Here is a 20,491-nt window from a genome sequence, read left to right as displayed (position 1 = left end):
TACACTGGCATAACTTTGCTGCTTCCCGGAGTGCTTTATGTCAGTACTTACCCCTTATCAGTTGCGTCAGCAGTGCCGTAGTGGCGCTTTCAATGGTAATACCTCGGGCTTTGCGCCGGGTTTTGTCCAGGCCAATATGGCGATATTGCCCAAACAATATGCCGCCGATTTTCTGCAGTTTTGCCACTTTAACCCCAAGCCCTGCCCGTTACTTGGCATGGCCGCAACGCCTGGCGCCATTGATATGCCCACATTGGCAAAGGATCTGGATATTCGTAGCGATTTACCAAAGTATCGGGTATTTAAAAATGGCGAGCTCACTGACGAACTGACTGATGTGCGGGTTGTCTGGCGCGATGATTTAGTCACTTTTTTGATTGGCTGCTCGTTTTCATTTGAAGAATCCTTGCTGGCCGACGGCCTGGAAATCCGCAATATTACCGAAAAGGTCAATGTACCAATGTATCGTACCAATATTGCCTGCACTCCGGCCGGCGTGTTTCACGGTGGTATGGTGGTCAGCATGCGGCCTATGAAACCCGCCGATGCCATCCGCGCTATTCAGATTTGCTCGCGATTCCCGCAGGTACATGGCGCGCCGGTGCATTTTGGCGACCCGGCGGCGATTGGCATTGCTGATATCAGCAAACCGGATTTTGGTGATGCTGTCAGCATAAAGCCCGGCGAGGTACCGGTATTCTGGGCCTGCGGTGTAACGCCGCAGGTAGCCATCGCCAATGCCAAAGTAGACTTTTGCATTACCCACAGCCCCGGCCATATGCTGATAACCGATGTACCAAACAGTAAATTATCGGTTCTCTAACTAGGGCGTGTTGACGTTTGCTGGTTGTTTTTGCAGCTGGGTGGCTGGTATTTATACAAGGCAGAGCTTGTGATGTGTAGTTACTCTACATGAACAAGCGATAATGCAGTAGAAATGCCAGCCACACGCTGCCCGAAGGGTTCATCTGGCGGCGCATTGTTCTTTGTCACTCGTCGTTTATTTAGAATAACTAAATCGCACTCCTCGTTTCGCGATCAAAACGCCGCCAGAAGAACAAAATCTAACCAGCAAACGTCAACACGCCCTAAGCACAGTGACAGATAGCTCAGCTTTTAAAATAGCTTCGCAGGGTACTGCCGCTGCTGAACACGCTGATCATACTGCCCAATATGCCGGCAATAGATGCTGCAACAATGTGAAGTGATTGCCCTGACGTCAGGGCAATACCACCGACTATAACCACCACCACAACTGCAAAGCTAAGCCGGTAATTTTTCCATACGCCGGCCTCGCCTACTTTAACCAGCTGGCGCAGGGTTTCAGAAGGCTCAGCATTCTGGACAAACTGGCGGAAACTACGGTTAACCAGCTCTAAACGGCCCCGGCTTACCCGCAACAGGCCATTCATCGCCAGATGTTCAATCATCAGATGATTCAGCGGGTTAAGCTGATGGCCATTGGCCAGATTAAACAGCGCCAGCTTTTCTTCGTTGCTACAGCTTTCCCACTTGTAGCGGTACAGCGCATCAGCATGATGCAAAATATAATGCAGGGTTGCCCACTGCCGGGTGCTAAGGCCGTCACTGCCCCGCCAAATACTTTGTGGAGCCTCTGCTGGTTGCGGGCTAAGTTGTTCAGCGGTTACTGCCAGCGGGCCAAGCAAAGGATAGGCCGCCAGTTCCTGTTGCAGCATGTCAGGATCCAGCGGCTGTGCCAGTGTCGCTGGTAGCTGAACATTAAAATTAAGCAAACACTCTGACCAGGCAAGATATTCAGCCTGCTCCAGCATGCTGCCATCGGCGGCGGCTAAATCATCTTTTATTGTTAACCGTTGCAGACTGTTAAAGCCCATTATCAGGTTAAATTCCGTTAACTGTCCCAATATTGTCAGCGTTTTAAACTCAGTAATCAGGGCCAGTAAATGCTGACGGCGCCTTGGCCCATCCAGACAGGTATCAATCTGGCTGAGAGTAACCCGCAGTGGGCCCTTTGTACCCGTTTGCTGCAATATTATCGAGACGTTTTGCAGGGGTGAGTCATTATTCAGCTGCTGCAATATGGCACTTTGCCGGTAAAGCTGGGCAAAACCAGGTACCAGCTGTGAGCAATTGTTGCTGTCACTGTCTGCCAGCTGCATTTGTTTTAGCAGCAGCATTAAATTAACCCCGGCCGGCGGGCAGGCAGTTAGCTGCAGATGCAATCCGGCAACTAACCGCTTACCGGGAGTAAGTTGGGTCTGATGACAAAGTTGCTGAATATGTCGCAGAAAATCGCTGTTATAACCAAGGCGTTGCCACAATACCCGCCGTACATAAAGCTGCCACAACAACAGTAGTAATAACATCGGTATCAAAAACCGCAGCCCAACTCCTAGCAGCTGGCCCGCTGTCAGCGGAGTGTTAGCATGATCACTTAACTGCTGCACCGTGTCACCAGCTGCATCAAGTGGCTCAACCCTTACCAGAAAAGTTTTTACCCACTGCCATAAGTACGTATTGCCAATAATGGTACTTAACTTTGGGTAGTCGTCCGGTAAACCGCTGTTATTAACACCGGCACAACGCTGCTGAAAATCAGCATAAGACCAGTTAACCGGCAACAATTGCCAGGACTGCAGTCGTTGTTCTGTCATCGAGTTGGGAAATCGGTTCAGGGCAAACTCATGCAACTCAGCGCGCTCCCGATTAAATTCAATGCATTGCATTTTGGCATAGTGTGCCTGTAACGCCTGCTGCGGCACCTTACTGATGTACGACAGATAACTGAACGGCAACAGGCTGATTAACACCACACTACCGGCAATAATCAGTTTGGCAGCAGGTTTTATTACTGGTGTCTGTGGCTTACGCTGGCGTAAAAACAGGGCACAGCAACCGATAATCAGCAACAGCAACACAACCGTTAACCAGGGTAGCAGCAGGTTAAGCTGGCTCGACGGGATGGTAAGCTGTAATGCTGTTCGCAGGGCAAAAAAGCCGTAAACCAGGCCCCAGATCAGCGATACCAGTAACATTAAACGCCGGCTGTCAAAACCAAGTGGAATAGCCAGCCGGTTTTTTACCAGTTTGCTGTTAATAAAGCGCCGGACAAGCTGCAGGCCCGTTATCAGCAACATAAAAAACACGATCATGCTCACGCTGAAGATCAGAAACTGATTACTCATAATGGCGTCAACATGATCCTGTGGATAAAACAGCACCAGCGCCCAGTCATCAACTGGTGTTCCGGTCAGAATAAAATTACCCGGCTGGCCATGATAATACCCCGAGAGCCCGGCTCTTAAATCTTCTCCGGTTGGCTCTCCTGATTTAATTATCTGGCTTAGCAAACTGTTTTCGCTACCTATGTAGTAAATATTCTCAACAAAAGTGCGGCTGTTATCATTGTGATAAAGCACTTTGCCAGTTCGGCGCTCCACCACCATAAACTGCAGGCCGTTTACCGGCGGCGGTGCCAGGCTGACCGATGGCAGCACCACATCAGCAACCAGCACAAAACCGGCATCGGCAAAGCCAGCGATGTCCGGTTTTGGTAGCAATGGCATCGCTATCGTAGTACCGCGCGTGCCATTATTGATGTTAAGCAAACGCTGAATATAAACATTGTTAAATTGCTCGCCGGCAATATCCAGTTGCCAGCCACTGCCCTGGCGTACCCGTTTAAAATAGTCACGATGGGATAAATCATAGATCTTTGGTGCCGCATTATTTTCCAGAAAGTATACCGATGGCAGGCTGGAGCGCCCGGCCGCATCCAGCAGCGTAACGGATAGCATCCGCCCGGGAGTTACAGTTTCATCCCGCCGGTAGTAAGTTCGCAACGAGCAAGGCGGATCAGCGGCGACCTGCATAGTACGGGGGTAAAAGTCATACGCTAATTCCGTCGACTTGCAGCCGCTAAGTAACTGTGGATAATTTACTTTTTGCAGCTCGCGCACTGGCTGCAGCAACTCGGCATAGGGTGCATCGCCTTGCCAGTGCCGCTGATAAAAACTACTGTAGCGCTGCAATTCAGTAAATACCGCGCCAATATCGGCAGTTAATCCTGCACGCAACTGCCCGATATAATCTTCAGCTTGTTGCTGCCGGCTTTGCTGCCACACCGATACCGCCAGATAGCTGCATATAAGTGCCAGCAATACTGCGTAAAAACCATAGGCAATCAGATAACAGAAACTGGCATATAAGCGGTTAACCGACTGGTTTTTTGGTTGCAGATACATCCGCAATACCGACCAGACAAAAATCAGGCTAATCAGGGTGGCAAACAGTAATGGAATATTCCAGTATCCGCTACCCTGCTCCGCCAATTGCTGGCGGGGCAACAAACCAACCAGATATAACTGCTGCACTGCCTGCTCATCAGCGCCACTGTTTACTCCTACCAGCCCGGCAGCGAGGCGCATTGGATAAATAAACAACCGATAGTCACCGTAAGACAATTTCATGTCCAGATGAACACTGTAGCTGGGCAGTCGTGGCGTTGGCTGCTCACTGTTGTCAGTAACTTCACTGAAAAAATCACTGATCTGCTGCTTGCTCAGCGCTTCCGTTACGCTGGTTAAGTTAACAAACGAAATGGTGGTTTCGCCACCGGTGCTGGCCAGTACCTGGCTGTCTTCAGTGACAAACAGCAGCTGGCTGAAACCCCGCTCCGGTTCGGGCAAAAAATCCGCATGCTGTATTTCGGCTTCAATATAATAGGCATCTTCACCCTCTGGTTGCAGATACCAGCGCAACTGCACCTTATCCTGGGTTAGCCAGTAACGATTGTTATAGCGGGGACATTTGCCATTTTCGGTGAGCGCAGAGGGGCAATCGTTAACTGCCGGCTGACGGTTGCTGACTTTATAACTGGGAAATAGTGCCCTGATGGCGGTTTCACTTTCCTGATAATCATACAGGCTCTGTAATTTAATCAGGTTTTCAGTAAAGGTGTTACTTGCCTCTGCCAGCACCCGGAAATAATCCTGATTAATCACACTGGCCCGGGCCTGGCTATATCGATAGTAACCAAACACCACCAGCGCCAGTAAGGCAGCCATCAGCAGAATCAGGCCAGCAATCCGTTTCGGTCCGGTTTTCGGCTTGCGCTGCTCTGACTGGGTGTCGCTGTGCATGTTGCTGGCCCTAAGTTAACAGTTAAGTAATAACTTAAACTCAGCAAATTGCAAACTACAGCGGGCAGCCTCCCCCTCTTGTAGTTAGTAGCCAATTTCAAATGTTCAGCATTTTTGCTGGTTACGATTATCGCTATTGAGCAGTTTGCCGGCTTTGCCTACAATAGGCCACTTTTGCTTATTAAGGCCCACGCCATGAATGACACAACGACCCCGGCTTCTGTAACCAACGAGCATGCCCGCCCGGAATTACCAGACAGATTGTCCGTTAACCCACGCAGCCCACATTACGTAAAGGACATTTTTCAATATGATGTGGGCATAAAACTAAACGGCAAAGAGCGTTTTGACGTAGAAGAATATTGCATCAGTGAAGGCTGGGTTAAAGCTGCAGCTGCCAAAGCTTTGGATCGCCGTGGCCAGCCACTGCTAATGACATTTAAAGGTAAAGTCGAAGCCTTTTATCGTGAGTAAAGCAGTATAATCAACCAATAATCTGCACTGCGGGTTATTGGTTGCTGCTTAAACATAATCCACTTTGTGTAATACCTCCTCCCTCGCTATTGCTTATTAACCGGACAACATGAATAATTTATTCCTGAGCAGGTTTTTTTCGGGTTAACCAACACAACTGTGCGGTATCAATGCAGTCTGATAGCGCGACAGGAGGCAGCATGCAACTTAATTGCGACTTAGGCGAAAGCTACGGCAGCTGGAACATGGGTCTCGACAGCCAGGTTATGCCATATATCGACCAGGCCAATATTGCCTGTGGTTTTCATGCCGGCGACCCTGATGTTATGCAGCGCACTCTGCAACTGGCAAAACAACATGGCGTGCAAATCGGTGCCCACCCTGCCTACCCCGATCTTAATGGCTTTGGCCGGCGTAGCATGCAGTGCTCGCATAATGAAATAATTAACCTGCTGCATTACCAGATTGCCGCGCTGGACGGCATGGCGCAGTGTAACGGCTTAACACTGAGTTACGTAAAACCGCACGGCGCCCTGTATAACGATATGATGAGCAAACCGGCAGTGTGGCAGGCGGTATTACAGGCCATTGCCAGCTACCACAAACCCCTTAAGCTGATGCTGCTGGCCGATAATAACAACCAGGCTTACCGCACTGACGCCGCCTCAGTAAAGGTTGAGTTGCTGTTTGAAGCCTTTGCCGACCGGCGCTACACCGACGAAGGCAAACTAACGCCGCGTAGCGAACAAGGCGCGGTATTGCATGGCGATGAGGTGTTAGCTCAGGTTAGCCAGTTAATTAATGATGGCAGTGTTACTACCGCCAGTGGCCAGCGGCTGGCGCTAAGTGCCGACACTCTGTGCGTGCACGGCGATAACCCGGGCGCAGTTGATCAGGTGGCGCAAATCCGGGCACTGCTTAGCCGCGCTGAGCCACAGGCAAGAGCATCCAGATGAGCCAGGCGCAGTATCATCTGACCACCGCCGGAGAAAATGCCCTGATGCTGTATTTTGATCAGCGCATCGACCCGGCTATCTCCGCGTTAGTGCAGCAGGCCTGCCAGCTTATCCGCGCCGAACTAACCGACGATATCATCGATTTGCTGCCTTCATATGCATCGGTACTGGTGATCTATAATCCGTTTACAACCGACCATTACCAGGTACAGGCACAACTGCGCCACTGCCTTAAGCAGCTGCAAACCGGCAGTCATACTCAGGGTAAACGGGTTGAACTGCCGGTGTATTACAGCGAACAAAGCGGCCCTGATTTAACTCTTATTGCCAACAGCAAAGGTATCAGCATCGACGAGGTTATTCAGCGACATCAGGCAATAAGCTATCGTGTTTATGCCATAGGCTTTGCGCCCGGTTTTGCCTATTTAGGTGAAGTAGACCCATTATTACAAATGCCACGCTTAGCCACCCCGCGCGCTAAAGTGCCCCGGGGTGCGGTGGCCATTGCCGACAGGCAAACTGCAGTGTACCCGGCAGCCTCTCCCGGTGGCTGGAACCTGATAGGCTTATGCCCGGTTGCCATGTTTAACCCCAATGCCAGCCCGGTTATGCCGGTAGCCGTGGGAGACGAGGTACGCTTTGTGGCCATTGATAAAAACGAGTTTTTACGCTTAGGCGGTGAACTGCCAGAGCCAGAATTGCCAGGGAATAAACCTTGACTGGCTTTACTGTTATCAGCCCCGGCGTGCTGAGCTTACTGCAGGACAATGGCCGGCTTGGCCAGGCTGCACTGGGTTTAACAACGGGCGGGCCAATGGATGCCCCGTCAGCTGCCTGGGCTAACCGGCTGCTGGGTAATCCGCCAAATACTACCCTTGTCGAATGCAGCGTCGGCGGTTTGCAGCTGCAGGCGAATATCAATAGCTATATTGCTGTTACCGGTGCTGTGCTGAACGTTAGTATTAACGGTAAAGCGGCAGAACAATGGACAGTTCATAAAGTACAGCAGGGCGATGTAATAGAGCTGGGTATGGTTAGCCAGGGGCTAAGGGCCTATCTGGCCGTAGCAGGTGGCTTTAATATTACAGCTCAGTTTGGCAGCAGTGCTACGGTGCTGCGTGAAAAAATCGGCGGTTTAAATGGCAATAAACTGCAACCAAATGACCTACTGCCCTGCCAGGCAGTAAACAGCTTGCCAACATACCAGCTGCCAGGGGCGCACAGGCCCCGCTTTAATAACATTATTACGTTACGGCTGGTGGAAGGGTATCAGGTAGATAGCTTTAGCAACACAGAGCGCCAGCGGTTTTATCTTAACAGCTATACCGTCACATCGCAGGCTGATCGCATGGGTTATAAACTCAGTGGCAGCGCCATTCAATGCCAGCAAAGCCAGCTGTTATCTGAAGGCATTTGCTATGGCGCAGTGCAAATTCCTCCCGATGGCCAACCCATCGTCTTATTGAATGATCGTCAGACCCTCGGTGGCTACCCCAAAATAGGTGCCGTATTGTCACTCGACTGCGCATTACTGGCGCAGGCACCCGCGGGCACCAGGGTGTATTTCACGCCGATAAGCCCGCAACACGCCCACAATGCGCTGTGTCTGGCTAAAGTGTACACTGACGCCATAGCCGGCCAACTGGTGAGCGTTTAAATGGGCAACAAAACAGCCGAATATCTGGCAATCAGTCAGCAAATAGAACAATTACTGGTTAGCCGCAATTTACGCGGCATGCAACTGCTGCAACAACAGCTGCGCCCGGGCTATATTCTGCGCACGGCCAGGCTTATTAATCAGTGCCGGGGCACGGTATTAATTGGTACTGGTTTTCCGGTACTTGATACCTTTGAAACCGACGGCCCGGTTGGCGCCATTGCCTTGTATCAGCTGCTTGAGCAGCTGGGAGCCAAACCAGTGCTGGTAAGCGGCAATCCGCTGTGTAGCGTGTTGGCCAGCCGCTACCGCACTTATCAAATAAGCGTTAATCAGCAGCAAAACCTGCCGGCTATTGCCAGCGCGGCATTGGCAGAACTTAAACCGCAGCTGGTTATTTCAATTGAACGGCCTGGCTTTACCGCCAACAACCGCTACGCCAATATGCGCGGCGAAGATATTACCGAGCGCTGTGCCAGTTTCGACCATTTTTTAAGCCTGGCCAGTTGCCCCACCATTGGTATTGGCGATGGCGGCAATGAAATTGGCATGGGCAATATGGCAGCGTTTTTAGGCCAGCTGAATATTACCCCGGCCGTAACTGAATGCGACGAACTGGTGGTTGCCGACGTGTCTAACTGGGCAGCCTGGGGTATTATTGCCATGGTATCGGTATTACAGGGCCGTGATTTATTAGCAGGTGCTGATCCGCTGGCCATTTTACAGTTTTTATCAGCCCACGGCAGTGTTGATGGCGTAACCCGGCTTAATACCTTAACCGAAGATGGCCTGGCTCATACCGAAGGTGAACAACTAATTAGTGAACTTGAATTACTAACGAAATGAGAGTCGGTGTAACAGCCGAACAGATATACCCACACCAACACGCCGTGAATACGTCCTTGTAGGCTCGGTTATGAACTTCATCCATGAAGTTCACCCCGGCGGGCCAGCAGAGCTGTTCAAATGCGTTCCTGACGCATTTGTCCGGCAAATCCAGGGCTTCAACGGTTGGCTTAGGGCAAATCGATTCGTTTTAAATCGTTCGTATTAGGTTCCGTCTAACCGTTTATAAAGTGAGAACAGCATGAGCATAGTATATTTAAATGGCGACTTTATCCCGGCAAGCGAAGCCAGAATCTCGCCAATGGATCGCGGCTTTTTATTTGGCGACGGCATTTACGAAGTTATCCCCAGCTACCATGGCCGCTTTGTCGGCTTTAAGCCGCATATCGCCCGCATGCAGGATGGCCTGGCGCAGCTGTCAATTGATCCGGCGCTTAACCTTAACGACTGGCAAGCCATTTGCCAGCGCCTGCTAACCGATAATCAGCACTTTAATGGCGACAATCAGGCAGTGTATATTCAGGTTAGCCGCGGCACCGATACCAAGCGCAACCATGCCTTTCCGGCCAATATCAAAGCCACGGTATTTGCCTATGCCTTCCCAATTGCTGCTGAGCCGGTAGCTGATAAAAGTAAAGCCACTACCTATAACGTGGTAACGGGGCAAGACTTACGCTGGCAGCGCTGCCATATTAAATCTACCTCCTTGCTTGGCAATGTGCTGCATTATCAGCAGGGTTACGCCAGTGGTGCCCAGGAAATTCTGCTGTTTGATAAAGATGATAACTTAACCGAAGGCGCGGCAGTAAATGTGTTTGTAATAAAAAACGGCGTTATTGCCACGCCGCCGCTTACCACTAAACTACTGCCGGGTATTACCCGCTTATTACTACTAAATATTCTGCGTAAGCACAGCAACATTAAAGTAGAAGAGCGCGATATTTCCGAACAGGAAGTATTCGCCGCCGACGAAATCTGGCTTACCAGTTCCAGCAAAGAAATAGCGCCGGTACTTAAAGTAAATGAACATACCGTAGGCACAGGCGAAGTTGGCGATGTCTGGCTGGCGGCGCAACAACTGTTTAGCGCCCATAAGTATGATGAGTAAGCACTGCCCAAGCGCTACCTTAGGGGTCAGATCCAATCGCTGCCTTAGGGGTCAGATCCAATTGTTAACGCAGTCTTCTTGGTGAAACCGGCCGGGAAGTCTGCTTTGCTATCTGTTGTTTAAACCTTTCGCTTCCAAGCACCCAGCCTTTTTGCGTTGCATAACGAATTTCGGCCAATGCTTTCGCGCTAAAATCCTGACTGAACAACTCACAATATGCTTTCTGGCGTTGCTCTGCCGTCTCACCAAGTGCCATATAGGTTTGATGTGGTTGCCACAGCTGAATAGGTTTCCCCAGCCCATTAGCATGGAAGCTGGACCACGGATACGCTGCCGGATGATCTACCATCAAGGCTCTAACAGGATTTAGTTCTATATAGCGGCTTACCGCGAGATAATAATTGTCGGTGTCTACTAGCGTTGCCCGGTAACGTCCCTCCCACAAGGTACCGCTTCTATCATAGCGCTTGTTAACATATTGCACATAAAACCGGCCAAGCGCTTGTATAAATAAACTGACACTGTTTTCAGCTTCAGGTGTCAGCAACAGATGGACATGGTTTGTCATTAAAATAAAAGCGTGAATTTTCACGCCATACTGCTCAGCATATAACTTCAGCCTGTCCAGATAGACTCTGTAGTCATCATCATGATAAAAACATGCCTGTTTGTTATTACCACGCTGAACAACATGCTGGGCCAATCCCGGAATTCTATATCGCGGTTGTCTTGCCATAGCGCCGCCACCCGATTTTGTGTATTTAACAAAATATATACAAAGTGGTGGAGATATCAACCTTAGGGGTCAGATCCAAATGTTAGGTAAGTATGATTAGCAACATAACTGTGCTTAAAACTCTGGCTTTGCTACACTCTGTTGTAATTAACCCATTCATTAAGCATAAGTTACAACAGGCAGATCTTTATGCGTCTTAGTCAACAACAGGCAGATACCATAGCAGCGATAACCAAAGAGATTTTTGGTCCGGAATCGAGTGTTAAGTTATTTGGCTCCCGCACTGACGACAACCGTCGTGGCGGTGATATTGATCTGCTGGTAGAGCTACCGCATCCGGTAACAGATGCCGTGATCGCCAGCGCCACCCTGGAGGCAAGGTTAATGCGGGCACTTGGTATGCAAAAAATAGATGTCATTGTTAGTGCACCAAATCTGGCTGTTACCCCAGTGCATGATATTGCCGCCCGGGGCATCACGCTATGACAAACGACAACACCCTACGTTTGCAGTTTCTGGTAAGAGTGATTGGCAAAGAAAGTAAATACTTACAGCAAACTGCCAGCAGGCTTTTCAGCCAACCCGTTGATGCCAGGCTGTTGGCTACGTTAGAAAGCAATATTGATTTGTCAGAACAGTTGGATGCTTTTGCCAGCCGCTTCGGCAGACTTCAGGATAATATTGGCGATAAATTATTGCCAGCAACCCTGGCCGCACTGGGTGAAAAAACCGGGCCGGTTCTGGATAATCTCAATAAAGCAGAAAAATATGGCTGGTTAAGCTCTGCAGACAATTGGCTGGTAGCCAGGCAACTTCGCAATAAAATGGTCCACGAATATATTGAAGACCCGGCAATATTGGCTGAGGCCATTAACGCTGCCCGTCAATTTATTTCCTTATTACAAGATTTTGCTACCGCACTGACCGCAGCGCTTACCGACCGCAAGCTTATTTAAACTACCGAATTGCCTCGATCACCAAATCTCTCTTAACCAAAGAGGGGTTAACTAACTCGTCCCACTTTAGCAAAGGGAACCACAGGGGGATTTATCTGAATTTTGCTTAGCCCTCAATTCACCATAAGCAAGCAAAATTGCTGTGCCCCTTTTAGATCCGGCGCGATCAATCCACAGGATCCTGCGATCAAAATCGACAGCAATTTCGCCGGAGACCGAAAAATAAACTTTAAAACTAATACCTTTGTACTATATAAAACCGTAGTTATAAACTATCAAAAAAAACTATTTTTTTAAGCAGGATAATAAGTTAGATATTTTTCGGACATTTATTAACAATTAGCTTGCGCTACCCTGAAAAATAGCCAAAATAACGGTTAGCCCCAGCGGCTATTAAAACATCAGGAGAAGTAAATTATGAAACGCGTACAACAAGGTTTTACCTTAATTGAATTAATGATCGTGGTAGCGATTATCGGTATCTTAGCAGCAGTAGCTCTGCCTGCTTACTCTGATTATCAGGCTTCATCTAAGTTAACTGCTGGTTTAGCTGAAATCACTGGCGCTAAAACAGAGTTTGAAATGTTAGCAAACAATGGCGAAGCAGTTGCATCAGTTGCTGATTTAACCAGCATCCCTAATGCAGCGACTCAAAACTGTACCATTACAGCAACAGCAACTACTATTGTTTGTACAATTGTAAATGCACCTACACAAGTTGCTGGTGCTACCTTGACCTGGACTCGCAACGCAGCAACTGGTCAGTGGACTTGTGCTACAGCTGGTGCCTCAAAAGCGTCATTAGCACCAAAATCTTGCCCACAATAACGTTATAATTTGTTTGTGGTAAAGTGGCTTTAAGTGTCACATATTTTAAAAGCCAGCTAATATAGCTGGCTTTTTTATTTCTAACATGCAAGAAACCTACTGTGCGAGCAAAGTGCATAGTAAACGATAAACTTGAATAACAGCTAAATGTTGGCATAATCAAGGCATTCACAGAAAGTTAATAGGATAAAATTGGGGTCAGTAAAATTGGGGTCAGAACAAAATTAACTGCCCTAACCGCCCTTAGCTATTCCCGCCATACACTTTCACAACGCTAGTCTGGTATTTCTACCTCTACCAGCCGGGGTTCAGGCTGCACCATGGTATTTAAAACACGAATAACAATAAGCAGCTGATGCCGTACTATGTAATAAATTACATGCCTGCCATGCACAAACAACCTGACGCCCTCTTTAATGTCGTCTCTTGGCACGCCCATTAGGGGGTTGTCAGCAAGGTTGTTAATGGTTGCACTAATAGCGGCAATATATTTTGAGGATTGTGCTGCACCCCACTGATGCAAGGTGTAGTGCCGAATTTCAACCAGATCTGCTTTTGCTTCGTCTGATAACTTTTTTTTCAATCGTACCGGCCTGCTGCCAGATCATTTAAAAAAGCATCCGAGTCTGCCAGCTGATTTAACTGCTGCTCTGACATGGTTTGCACACGATTTGCTGATTCACGCAGCGAGCGGCTAAGAGCTTTACTCAACGCTTCATACTGCTCTGCGGACATTACAACCGCAACCTGACGACCATTTTTGCTAATCTGAACAGGCTCAACCTGAGCTTTTAATAACATACTGCCAAAGTTTGTTTTAGCCTGGTTTGCTGTTAAAGACTCCACAATTGCCACCTTATTTCGTTCGATTCGACCAATAAATAATACGCCAGATTATAGCTGATTACCAAAAAATTAGGGGCAGGAAAGTTAGTAAAAAATAGGGTCAGAACAAAATTAACTACCTTTGCTGCTGCCCTTTGGTCTGCCACGTTTTGCCAATTGCTGGCGCCGGCCAGTTAGCTCAGCCACCTGTTTTTTAAAATGGTCATTACCCAGCGCCATACCGCTATTTGTTGCACTGCGAATTTGCTGCAGCATGGTGTCATCTGATTCGTTGGTAAATAACCCCCGGTATTGTTGCTGGCGCGCTGCAGCGGTGTCAGCCATTGTCAGATAGCAGCCATGCGGCTGACAAAGCGCCGATGGCCTGCCTAACGCATTAGTAGCATAACTAGACCAATGATAAGCTGCCGGCGAGCTAACCATCCCCGCCCGCACCGGGTTCAGTTCAATATAGCGATACACCGCCATAACATAACGCTCGCTTTGTACCAGGCACGATTTAAAGCGCCCTTCCCACAAGGTACCGCTGCGGTTATATCTACGGTTAAAATAGCGCACATACTGCCGCCCCAGACTTTGCATCATCAGGCTTATGCCACTGCTGTCTGAAGCGGTGCACAGCAAGTGTACGTGGTTAGTCATAAATACCCAGGCATGTAACTGCACCTGAAATTTTTCAGCAAACTCCTGCAGCCAGCTGGCATAGGCTGCAAAATCATCATCGCTGGCAAAACACACCTGCCGGTTATTGCCACGCTGAATAATATGTTCTGGCACACCTGCCAGATGCACCCGGGGAAGTCTTGCCATAACACTTATTTTTCCATATCAGCAAGTAAAAATACCTTAAGCGTAGCCGATAATTTAATTTTGTTCTGACCCTAATTTAAGCTGTGGCACTATAAACTTGAATAAGTACTAAATGCTGGCATAATCAAGGCATTCACATAAAGTTAATAGCAATTCAGGACAAGTACGCTGTATGGCGGTTAATGCAAATTCCACCCTGTTAAAACGGTTAATGCAGCAAGGTATTATCGACAGCGATAAAGCCAGTAAAGTTATTAGCGAAAAAAGCAGTAATTACCGTACCCTGCCGGAACTGCTGATAAATGAAAAATTAATTGGCTCAGCCCGGCTGGCCGAGATGGCTACCCAGGTAAGCCATGCCCTGAGTATTGACCTGGATTATTACGATTTAGTGTCGGTACCGGAAGATTTACGTAACGAAAAGCTGATACGTAAAAACGATATGCTGCCGTTGGCTAAACGTGGCCGTACCATGTACCTGGCTGTTATCGACCCCACCAATATTGCCGCCATTGAAGACTTTGAATTTAACACCGGCTTAAACGCCGAAGTGGTGGTGGTTGAGTTTGATAAACTGCAAAAGCTGATAGAAAAGCTGTTTGACAGCAGTTTTAATATGGCAGGTGATGCCGGCGATTGGGATTTAGGCTCCTTAGGCATTGTTGAAGAAGAGGAAGACGAAGGCGGGGTTAGCACCGACAAAGAAGACCAGCCGATTATTGCCTTTATTAATAAAATGCTGCTGGATGCCATTCGCAAAGGCGCGTCGGATCTGCACTTTGAGCCTTATGAGAAAATGTACCGCATTCGCTTTCGGATCGACGGTATTCTGCATGAAGTGGCCAACCCGCCGGTGGCGCTGGCCAGCCGGCTTTCAGCGCGGTTAAAGGTAATGTCGCGGCTGGATATTGCCGAGAAACGGGTACCACAGGATGGCCGGATTAAGCTGAAATTATCGGCTAAAAAGTCTATCGACTTTCGGGTTAGCAGCCTGCCCACCTTATGGGGCGAGAAAATTGTAATGCGTATTCTCGATTCCGACAGCGCCATGCTCGGTATCGATGTACTGGGCTATGAAGATATTCAGAAGCAGCGCTATTTAGCTGCACTGGCCCAGCCGCAGGGCATGATTTTAGTAACCGGCCCCACCGGTAGCGGTAAAACGGTATCCCTGTATACCGGCCTGGCGATACTTAATACCAGCGAAACCAATATTTCCACCGCCGAAGACCCGGTTGAAATTAACTTACCGGGTATTAACCAGGTGCAGGTAAACCCGCGGGCCGGTTTAACCTTTGCCAGCGCCTTAAAATCGTTTTTACGGCAAGACCCAGATGTAGTAATGGTGGGTGAGATCCGGGATTTAGAAACCGCCGAAATCGCCATTAAAGCGGCCCAGACCGGCCACTTAGTACTGTCGACCCTGCACACTAACTCGGCGCCGGAAACCTTAACCCGCCTTTTGAATATGGGGGTGCCGGCTTACAACGTTGCCAGCTCAGTCAGCTTAATTATTGCCCAGCGGCTGGCCCGGCGCTTATGCACCCAGTGCAAGGCGCCGGAGAAGCTGCCTGACCAGGAGTTACTGCGCCAGGGCTTTACTGAAGAACAGCTTGGTAGCATTACTATTTTTAAACCGGTGGGTTGTGATCATTGCACCAATGGCTATAAAGGCCGGGTTGGTATTTACGAAGTAATGCCAATTAGCGGTAAAATGGCCGATATTATTATGGCCGACGGTAACTCACTGGATATTGCCAACCAGGCGGCCAGAGAAGGCATTAACAGCTTACGCCAGTCGGGGCTGCTGAAAGCTGCCGCCGGCGTAACCAGCCTGGCCGAAGTAAACCGGGTGACTAAAGGCTAATTGCCGGTTTTGAGTGGTGAGTGCTTGGTTATAAGTGTTGAGTGGTGAGTGTTTAGGTTTTTTAATGCTACCTGGTTAATGAATATCGTTTTTACATAGTGCGCCTTGGCGCGGCAACAGGACAATTAGTATGGCTCAGGCACAAAAATTTAAAATTAAAGAGCTGGAAATATACCAATATAAAGGGGTAAACCGCCGCGGTAAAAAAGCCGATGGCGAGTTAAAAGGCAATAGTATTGCCGAAGTAAAAGCACTGTTACGCCAGCAGGGCATTACCCCATCCAAGGTTAAACGCAAGCCTAAATCATTATTTAGTGGCGAGAAAAAAATCACCCCGGCCGATATTGCCGTGGTAACCCGCCAGATCGCTACTATGCTCGGCGCAGGTGTGCCGCTGGTACAAAGTATCGACTTAATTGCCAATGGTGCTGATAATAAAAGCCTGCGCACCTTAATGCAGAAAATATCAGTAAAAATTCAGGCCGGTTTGCCATTATCAGAAGTGCTGCGTGAACACCCCAAATATTTTGATGAGCTGTATTGCGATTTAGTTAAATCGGGCGAGCAATCTGGTGCGCTGGACCGGATATTTGACCGGATAGCCATTTATAAAGAAAAGGCCGAAGCGCTAAAATCTAAAATTAAAAAAGCCATGTTCTATCCGGTAGCGGTATTAGTGGTGGCCGCTATTGTAACGTCGATCTTGCTGATTTTTGTGGTACCACAATTTGCCAGTATTTTTGCTGGTTTTGGTGCTGAATTACCGGCTTTTACCCAGTTTGTGCTGGGTATTTCAGAAATGATGCAGCAATACTGGTGGGTAGTATTATTTGGACTAATTGCTTTTGGTTATGTGGTGAAAAAAGCTTATGCTAATAGCTTAAAGTTTCGAACCCGGGCCGATGCGATGATTTTAAAAGCACCGGTTATTGGTAATATTTTAAATAAGGCGGCAGTCGCCCGTTTTGCCCGTACTTTATCGACCACCTTTGCCGCCGGTGTACCGTTAATCGAAGCACTGGAATCGGCCGCCGGCGCCTCGGGCAATGAAATATACCGCAATGCTATTATGCATATTCGGGAAGAGGTATCGTCCGGTACCCAGATGTACTTAGCGATGAAACAAACTGATCAGTTTCCGGAAATGGTGATTCAGATGGTGTCGATTGGTGAAGAGTCCGGTGCACTGGATGGTATGCTGGAAAAAGTGGCCAATATTTATGAGCAGGAAGTGGATGACGCCGTTGAAGGCTTAACCGCGTTATTAGAACCGCTGATAATGGCAGTGTTAGGGGTCATAATCGGTGGTTTAATTATTGCAATGTATCTGCCTATATTCCAGTTAGGTTCAATTATCTAATGACTGAATTTATCAATTATTTAAGCCAGCATAGCTGGCTTTTTATTAGCCTTGTGGCGCTAATCAGTTTACTGATTGGCAGCTTTTTAAATGTGCTGGTGTACCGCTTGCCAAAGATGATGGAGCGCGAGTGGCAGCAGGAATATCAGGCGTATTTTAACGCTGACACAGCCATTAGCCCGGCTAATGCTGATAACAAAGAGCGTTTTAACCTGGCGGTACCACGTTCGGCCTGCCCTAAGTGCCATACCCCTATTGCCGCCCGCGATAATATACCGGTAATTAGCTGGTTGCTGTTAAAGGGCCGCTGCCGCCATTGTAATGCGCCAATAAGCAGCCGCTACCCGGCGGTGGAAGCATTAACCGCGTTGTTGTCGGCGCTGGTGGCCTGGCAGTATGGCTTTGGTACCTTGGCATTAGTGCTTATATTTGTAACCTGGGGCTTAATTGCGCTGAGTTTTATTGATATCGACACCATGCTGTTGCCCGACAGCCTGACCTTACCGCTGCTGTGGCTGGCATTATTATTCAGCCTGACCGATTCAGCCTTAGTTAATCCGTCACAGGCTATTGTTGGCGCCGCTGCGGGCTACCTGAGTTTATGGCTGGTGTACTGGGGCTTTAAACTGCTAACCGGCAAGGAAGGTATGGGCTATGGCGATTTTAAATTGCTGGCGATTTTTGGCGCCCTGCTTGGCTGGCAACAGCTACCGCTGATTATTTTATTATCGTCGGTAGTGGGTGCGGTAATAGGCGCCAGCATGCTGGCGATTCAGGGCCGGGATAAGGCAACCCCTATACCATTTGGCCCATACATTGCTGCCGCTGGCTTTATCGCCCTGCTGTGGGGCGAGCAACTGACTAATGCCTACTTAAGTTACCTCGGGGCCTACTGAAGTTACCTGGGGGCCTACTGAAGGCCCGGACAAGTGCTAATGGTTAATAGTAATGGTTAACTCTGCTAAACGTTTTATTGTTGGCTTAACCGGTGGGATTGGCAGTGGTAAGTCGACCGTGACAAGGCTGTTTAACGAACTTGGTATACCAGCAGTAGACGCTGATATTGTGGCCCGCGAGATTGTAGCCAAAGGCAGCCCGCTGTTAGCCGAAATAGTCGACCATTTCGGGCCAGAGTTGCTGACAGCTGAGCACACCTTGAACCGGCCTTTGCTACGCCAGTTAATTTTTAATGACCCGGCAGCCAAAGCCTGGCTGAATAGCGTTATGCACCCGGCGATTCGCCGCGAAATGCTTAGCCAGTTAGCCGCACTGCCGGCAGCGCCTTATGTACTGTTAGTGGCGCCTTTACTACTGGAAAATAAGCTGCATACTCTGGTAGATCGGGTACTGGTGGTAGATATAACTGAACAAAACCAGCTCAGCCGTACTCTAAACCGCGATGCTGTTAACGCCGGTGCGACACCGGAGCAGGTGCGGGCTATTATTGCCAGCCAGATCAGCCGGGCTGAACGCTTAGCCTTAGCTGATGATATTATTGATAATAATGCTGATATCGGTGGCTTGGATCTGGCGAATACGCCTGTTGAACACCAGGGCAACGCCAGCTCGCTGCAGCAGCAGGTACAGCAACTACACCAACGCTATAAAGCACTGGCACAAAACGTTTAACCAAACAGGCCAACCATTTTTATGACAGATAGCATGACGGATACAGCTGACATTATTTACGAACATCCGCTGAACGAAAAAATCCGCACCTACCTGCGCCTGGAGTTTTTATTCCAGCAGGTTCACGCCCAGCTGGCGCTGGCTGATGAAAACCAACAGCAAAGCTTTTTTACCAACCTGTTTGCGTTAATAGAAGTGATGGATCGCAATGATGTGCGGCCCGACTTAATTAAAGATATTGAGCGCTGTGAAAGCCAGCTGGTAATGTGGTCGCAACACCCGTCGGTTTCAGATACTAAGTTACAAACCATGCTGCAGGCGGCGGTGAGAATGCAGTCAGAATTACTGCGCAGCGGCAAGTTACTGGCTGGGTTAAAAGACGATAACTTTTTAGCACCGCTGCGCCAGCGTTTTAGTATTCCCGGTGGTTGCTGTTACTTTGATATGCCACAACTGCAATACTGGTTTAGTTTACCGCTTAGTGAGCGCCAGGCGCAGGCAGCAGACTGGCTTAACCAGATAATGCTGGCAGAACAGGCTATTCGCTATGTGCTGAGCTTTATTCGTGAGCGCGGCCATTATCAGGATGTACTGGCCGATAACGGCTTTTATCAGCAAAACGCTGAGCAGTTTGAGTTATTGCGAATAAAATACCCGGCCGGTGAAGGTACTTATCCTACGGTAAGTGGCAATAAGTACCGTTATGCCATTCGCTTTATGCAGCTGGATGCCGACAGCGCCCGCAGCGCTGCCGCTAAATCACAGCAATTTCAACTGGCTTGTTGTTAGCCCAACTTTGAAAGCAGAATCCGGGTTGCTCTAAGCTGACCGTTGAAGCCCCGGACGGGCGGAAACGAGCCCCCATGGATGGGTTTACGGCGTGTCGGCGTGAGCAATCCGGGTTCAGCAATAACAACTTATCGGCTATACTAATTGCCGTTTTAAAGTTTCAATCAGAGTTTATTTTTATGCCAACTACCGTTAAATGCCCCACTTGCAGTACTGCCGTTGTCTGGAATGCCGATTCGGCTTTCCGGCCTTTTTGCTCTGAGCGTTGTAAGTTAATTGATTTAGGTGACTGGGCGGCGGAAAACCACCGCATTCCTGATAAAGCGCCAATAGACGCTGAATTGTCAGAGCAATATCTGGCTGAATTGGAACAGGAATTTATTGCTCAGGATAATCAGTTTTTCAAAAAATAGGTTTACTACCCTTCACTTCCCGTCATCTCTTCGTCACAATTCTTTACATTTATATAATGGGTACAACATATTTTACTTTTAAAACAACAACTT

At 48.6% G+C, this 20,491-nt stretch carries 21 protein-coding genes; 16 read left to right on the top strand and 5 right to left on the bottom strand.

Features of this window, described 5'->3' with window-relative positions:
• Nucleotides 1-37 precede the first annotated feature (37 nt).
• The gene (locus KQY15_RS15985; RefSeq protein ID WP_217670918.1) at nucleotides 38-823 is read left to right on the top strand and encodes a putative hydro-lyase; all 786 of its coding nucleotides are present in this window, start codon (nucleotides 38-40) and stop codon (nucleotides 821-823) included.
• Nucleotides 824-1,109: 286 nt separating this feature from the next.
• Here KQY15_RS15985 and KQY15_RS15980 read toward each other — a convergent pair whose 3' ends face one another.
• Nucleotides 1,110-5,123, bottom strand: coding sequence for a hypothetical protein (locus KQY15_RS15980; protein WP_217670917.1), 4,014 nt, complete (start codon nucleotides 5,121-5,123; stop codon nucleotides 1,110-1,112).
• Between the two features lie 195 nt (nucleotides 5,124-5,318).
• Between KQY15_RS15980 and KQY15_RS15975 the strand changes: the two genes are divergently transcribed.
• The 6 genes from KQY15_RS15975 (at nucleotide 5,319) to KQY15_RS15950 (ending at nucleotide 10,164) form a co-directional block, all read left to right on the top strand.
• Entirely contained in the window at nucleotides 5,319-5,597 is a 279-nt protein-coding gene (locus KQY15_RS15975) for a DUF3297 family protein (RefSeq protein ID WP_217670916.1), read from the top strand.
• A gap of 200 nt (nucleotides 5,598-5,797) precedes the next feature.
• The gene (locus KQY15_RS15970) at nucleotides 5,798-6,553 is read left to right on the top strand and encodes a 5-oxoprolinase subunit PxpA (protein WP_217670915.1); all 756 of its coding nucleotides are present in this window, start codon (nucleotides 5,798-5,800) and stop codon (nucleotides 6,551-6,553) included.
• Entirely contained in the window at nucleotides 6,550-7,272 is a 723-nt protein-coding gene (pxpB, locus tag KQY15_RS15965; protein WP_217670914.1) for a 5-oxoprolinase subunit PxpB, read from the top strand. The genes KQY15_RS15970 and pxpB overlap by 4 nt, the downstream gene beginning before the upstream one ends.
• The gene (locus KQY15_RS15960; protein ID WP_217670913.1) at nucleotides 7,269-8,210 is read left to right on the top strand and encodes a 5-oxoprolinase subunit C family protein; all 942 of its coding nucleotides are present in this window, start codon (nucleotides 7,269-7,271) and stop codon (nucleotides 8,208-8,210) included. The genes pxpB and KQY15_RS15960 overlap by 4 nt, the downstream gene beginning before the upstream one ends.
• Nucleotides 8,211-9,056 carry a glutamate cyclase domain-containing protein gene (locus KQY15_RS15955; protein WP_217670912.1) on the top strand — a complete coding sequence of 282 codons (846 nt, stop codon included), beginning with the start codon at nucleotides 8,211-8,213 and terminating at the stop codon, nucleotides 9,054-9,056.
• A 241-nt stretch (nucleotides 9,057-9,297) separates the two neighbouring features.
• Complete coding sequence (locus KQY15_RS15950) at nucleotides 9,298-10,164, top strand: D-amino acid aminotransferase (RefSeq protein WP_217670911.1); 867 nt, start codon at nucleotides 9,298-9,300, stop codon at nucleotides 10,162-10,164.
• A gap of 64 nt (nucleotides 10,165-10,228) precedes the next feature.
• Here the strand turns inward: KQY15_RS15950 and KQY15_RS15945 are convergent, their stop codons facing one another.
• Nucleotides 10,229-10,900, bottom strand: a complete 672-nt coding sequence (locus tag KQY15_RS15945; protein WP_217670910.1) for a transposase — start codon at nucleotides 10,898-10,900, stop codon at nucleotides 10,229-10,231.
• 189 nt (nucleotides 10,901-11,089) lie between these two features.
• On the opposite strand from KQY15_RS15945, the gene KQY15_RS15940 reads away from it, so the two are divergent.
• From KQY15_RS15940 to KQY15_RS19200, 3 genes are all read left to right on the top strand, one after another.
• Nucleotides 11,090-11,386, top strand: a complete 297-nt coding sequence (locus KQY15_RS15940; protein ID WP_217670909.1) for a nucleotidyltransferase domain-containing protein — start codon at nucleotides 11,090-11,092, stop codon at nucleotides 11,384-11,386.
• A complete protein-coding gene (locus KQY15_RS15935; protein WP_217670908.1) occupies nucleotides 11,383-11,856 on the top strand; it encodes a hypothetical protein in 474 nt (157 codons plus the stop codon). Before KQY15_RS15940 ends, KQY15_RS15935 begins: the two co-directional genes overlap by 4 nt.
• Nucleotides 11,857-12,273: 417 nt before the next feature.
• Nucleotides 12,274-12,684 carry a pilin gene (locus KQY15_RS19200; RefSeq protein WP_217670907.1) on the top strand — a complete coding sequence of 137 codons (411 nt, stop codon included), beginning with the start codon at nucleotides 12,274-12,276 and terminating at the stop codon, nucleotides 12,682-12,684.
• A 274-nt stretch (nucleotides 12,685-12,958) separates the two neighbouring features.
• Here KQY15_RS19200 and KQY15_RS15925 read toward each other — a convergent pair whose 3' ends face one another.
• The 3 genes from KQY15_RS15925 to KQY15_RS15915 all read right to left on the bottom strand — a co-directional run bounded on the left by KQY15_RS15925 (nucleotide 12,959) and on the right by KQY15_RS15915 (nucleotide 14,340).
• Complete coding sequence (locus KQY15_RS15925) at nucleotides 12,959-13,267, bottom strand: type II toxin-antitoxin system RelE/ParE family toxin (protein ID WP_217670906.1); 309 nt, start codon at nucleotides 13,265-13,267, stop codon at nucleotides 12,959-12,961.
• On the bottom strand, nucleotides 13,264-13,530 hold the full coding sequence (locus KQY15_RS15920) for a type II toxin-antitoxin system Phd/YefM family antitoxin (protein ID WP_217670905.1): 267 nt from the start codon (nucleotides 13,528-13,530) through the stop codon (nucleotides 13,264-13,266). Before KQY15_RS15920 ends, KQY15_RS15925 begins: the two co-directional genes overlap by 4 nt.
• Before the next feature lie 111 nt (nucleotides 13,531-13,641).
• Nucleotides 13,642-14,340: a transposase gene (locus KQY15_RS15915; protein ID WP_217670904.1), complete on the bottom strand. Its 699-nt coding sequence runs from the start codon at nucleotides 14,338-14,340 to the stop codon at nucleotides 13,642-13,644.
• A 172-nt stretch (nucleotides 14,341-14,512) separates the two neighbouring features.
• Here KQY15_RS15915 and pilB point away from each other — a divergent pair, with 172 nt between their 5' ends.
• From pilB to yacG, 6 genes are all read left to right on the top strand, one after another.
• On the top strand, nucleotides 14,513-16,207 hold the full coding sequence (pilB, locus tag KQY15_RS15910) for a type IV-A pilus assembly ATPase PilB (RefSeq protein ID WP_217670903.1): 1,695 nt from the start codon (nucleotides 14,513-14,515) through the stop codon (nucleotides 16,205-16,207).
• A gap of 130 nt (nucleotides 16,208-16,337) precedes the next feature.
• Entirely contained in the window at nucleotides 16,338-17,567 is a 1,230-nt protein-coding gene (locus tag KQY15_RS15905) for a type II secretion system F family protein (protein ID WP_217670902.1), read from the top strand.
• On the top strand, nucleotides 17,567-18,463 hold the full coding sequence (locus KQY15_RS15900; protein ID WP_217670901.1) for a prepilin peptidase: 897 nt from the start codon (nucleotides 17,567-17,569) through the stop codon (nucleotides 18,461-18,463). The genes KQY15_RS15905 and KQY15_RS15900 overlap by 1 nt, the downstream gene beginning before the upstream one ends.
• Before the next feature lie 52 nt (nucleotides 18,464-18,515).
• Entirely contained in the window at nucleotides 18,516-19,196 is a 681-nt protein-coding gene (gene coaE, locus KQY15_RS15895; RefSeq protein ID WP_217670900.1) for a dephospho-CoA kinase, read from the top strand.
• Nucleotides 19,197-19,229: 33 nt separating this feature from the next.
• Nucleotides 19,230-19,985 (top strand): cell division protein ZapD, encoded by a 756-nt coding sequence (gene zapD / locus KQY15_RS15890; RefSeq protein ID WP_217670899.1) that lies wholly within the window; start codon nucleotides 19,230-19,232, stop codon nucleotides 19,983-19,985.
• Between the two features lie 179 nt (nucleotides 19,986-20,164).
• Nucleotides 20,165-20,398 carry a DNA gyrase inhibitor YacG gene (gene yacG, locus KQY15_RS15885; RefSeq protein WP_217670898.1) on the top strand — a complete coding sequence of 78 codons (234 nt, stop codon included), beginning with the start codon at nucleotides 20,165-20,167 and terminating at the stop codon, nucleotides 20,396-20,398.
• Nucleotides 20,399-20,491 lie beyond the last annotated feature (93 nt).

Source organism: Arsukibacterium indicum, from assembly GCF_019100565.1.
Classification (GTDB): domain Bacteria; phylum Pseudomonadota; class Gammaproteobacteria; order Enterobacterales; family Alteromonadaceae; genus Alishewanella; species Alishewanella indicum.
This window is presented reverse-complemented; position numbering and strand designations above follow the sequence as displayed.